Below are 2019 nucleotides of genomic sequence, written 5' to 3'. Positions count from 1 at the left end.
CGCCGTACCAGGCGGGCCCGGCGGCGGCAGGGCTCGGCGCCACGTCGATGACGGACGTCAGCGACGGGCTGCTGGCCGACCTCGGGCACGTCGCGGCGGCGGGGAAGGTCCGTATCGACATCCGCACCGCGGCGCTCGACGTGCCCGGGCAGATGGCGGACATCGGCAAGGCGGTGGGCGTGGACCCGCTGCAGTGGGTGCTGACGGGCGGCGAGGACCACGCGATCGTGGCGACGTTCCCGCCGCAGGTGAAGCTGCCGGCGCGGTGGCGGGTCGTCGGCGAGGTGCAGGCGCCGTCGGCGGCGGCGCAGGTGACGGTGGACGGCGAGCCGTGGCGGGGAGCGGCGGGCTGGGACCACTTCGGTGAGTGAGCCGGCGGGCACCGGCGGGGCCGTCGGCGCGGGCGCGGGCGCGCCGCCGCGGGTGCTGACCGTCGCCGGCTCCGACTCCGGCGGCGGCGCGGGCATCCAGGCCGACCTGAAGACGATGCTCGCGCTCGGCGTGCACGGCATGAGCGTCGTGACCGCCGTGACCGCGCAGAACTCCCTGGGAGTGCAGGGCAGTTGGGTGCTTCCGGTGGCGGCGGTGCGGGCCCAGTTCCGCAGCGTCGTCGACGACATCGGCATCCTGGCGGTGAAGACCGGCATGCTCGCCGGCGCCGAGACCGTGGCCGTGGTCGCGGAGTTGCTGGCGGGGACGCCCGCGCCGGTCGTGGTCGACCCCGTCGGCGTCTCCACCCACGGCGACCGGCTGCTGGCGGCCGAGGCGCTGGACGTGGTGCGTACGCGGCTGCTGCCGGCGGCGACCGTCGTCACCCCGAACCTGGCCGAGGTGGCGTGGCTGACGGGGATACGGGTGGCCGGCGAGGCGGACATGCCGCGGGCGGCGGCCGCGCTGCTCGCGTACGGACCGCGGTGGGTGCTGGTCAAGGGGGGCCATCTGCCCGCGGACGAGGGTGCCGTGGACCTGCTGACGGACGGCACGGAGGAGCACTGGCTGCGCACGCCCCGGCTGCCCGTGCCGCACACCCACGGCACGGGCTGCACGCTGGCCAGCGCCGTCGCCGCGTATCTGGCGCGGGGGCGGGGGGTGCCGGAGGCGGTGGCGGCGGCGAAGGAGTACGTCACGGGGGCGATCGCCGGGGGGTTCCCGCTGGGGGCGGGGACGGGCCCGGTGGACCACGGGTGGCGGTGGCGGACGGACGGGGGCGGCCGGGCCTCTGCGCCCTGACGGCTGCGAACGCGGGAGAGCCGGCCCACTCTGCGGTGGACCGGCTCGCCGTGCGTGGGCGGCTGCGCTGCGTCAGCGCGAGACCTTGCCCGCCTTGATGCACGAGGTGCAGGCGTTGAGGCGCTTCGGCGTCCCCCCGACCACGGCGCGCACCCGCTGGATGTTGGGGTTCCAGCGGCGGCGGGTGCGGCGGTGCGAGTGGGAGATGTTGTTGCCGAAGCCCGGCCCCTTGCCACAGACGTCGCAGTTGGCAGCCACGGGTCACTCCAAGCTTCTGATGCACGTACGGTCGGATCCCGGCAGCGCGCCCTTCTCCAGGGAAGGAGCAGGTCGGCCGTGCCGGGGAAGGAAGGCCCGGTACGGGACCGGGCAACCCGTGCAGCATACTACGGCGCTTCCCGGCGGAGGAAATCGCCGGTCCAGCGGCTACGCTGCGGCTACACCGTACCCGGCCTTGCCGTCGTCGCTCCGAGGGGGTTGTGCAGGTGCTCGACGCCGCTTCCGTGCGGGCCTGGTGCGTCCTGGCCCTGGAGGCGCTGGGCCGCGGCCGGGAGGAGATCGACGCCGTCAACGTCTTCCCGGTCGCCGACGGCGACACCGGGACGAACATGTACCTGACGGTCGAGTCGGCGGCGCAGGCGGTGGACGCGGTGTACGGGGCGTTCGCGGCGGAGGGCGCGGGCGCCGGCGGCGGCGTGGAGCCGGCGGTGGCGGACGTGCTGCGGGCGATGGCCCACGGCGCCCTGATCGGGGCGCGGGGCAACTCGGGGACGATCCTGGCGGAGCTGC

3 protein-coding genes and 1 pseudogene are annotated in these 2019 nt (G+C 75.8%); 3 read left to right on the top strand and 1 reads right to left on the bottom strand.

Annotation, left to right across the window (positions count from 1 at the left end):
• Positions 1–371: pseudogene (locus H5J30_RS29715) on the top strand (thiamine-phosphate kinase); the annotation flags it as partial.
• Positions 364–1230: a bifunctional hydroxymethylpyrimidine kinase/phosphomethylpyrimidine kinase gene (gene thiD, locus H5J30_RS29710; RefSeq protein ID WP_181790443.1), complete on the top strand. Its 867-nt coding sequence runs from the start codon at positions 364–366 to the stop codon at positions 1228–1230. The pseudogene H5J30_RS29715 and the gene thiD, both read left to right, overlap by 8 nt.
• 72 nt (positions 1231–1302) lie before the next feature.
• Here thiD and rpmB read toward each other — a convergent pair whose 3' ends face one another.
• Positions 1303–1488 (bottom strand): 50S ribosomal protein L28, encoded by a 186-nt coding sequence (gene rpmB, locus H5J30_RS29705; protein ID WP_018839653.1) that lies wholly within the window; start codon positions 1486–1488, stop codon positions 1303–1305.
• 221 nt (positions 1489–1709) lie between these two features.
• Between rpmB and H5J30_RS29700 the strand changes: the two genes are divergently transcribed.
• Positions 1710–2019: DAK2 domain-containing protein (locus tag H5J30_RS29700; RefSeq protein WP_181790441.1), on the top strand; the 310-nt coding region annotated here is incomplete at its 3' end.

The organism is Streptomyces phytophilus, assembly GCF_013870535.1.
Lineage (GTDB): Bacteria > Actinomycetota > Actinomycetes > Streptomycetales > Streptomycetaceae > Streptomyces > Streptomyces phytophilus.
Note: the sequence above shows the minus strand (reverse complement) of the source record. Positions and strands in the feature narration are given on the sequence as shown.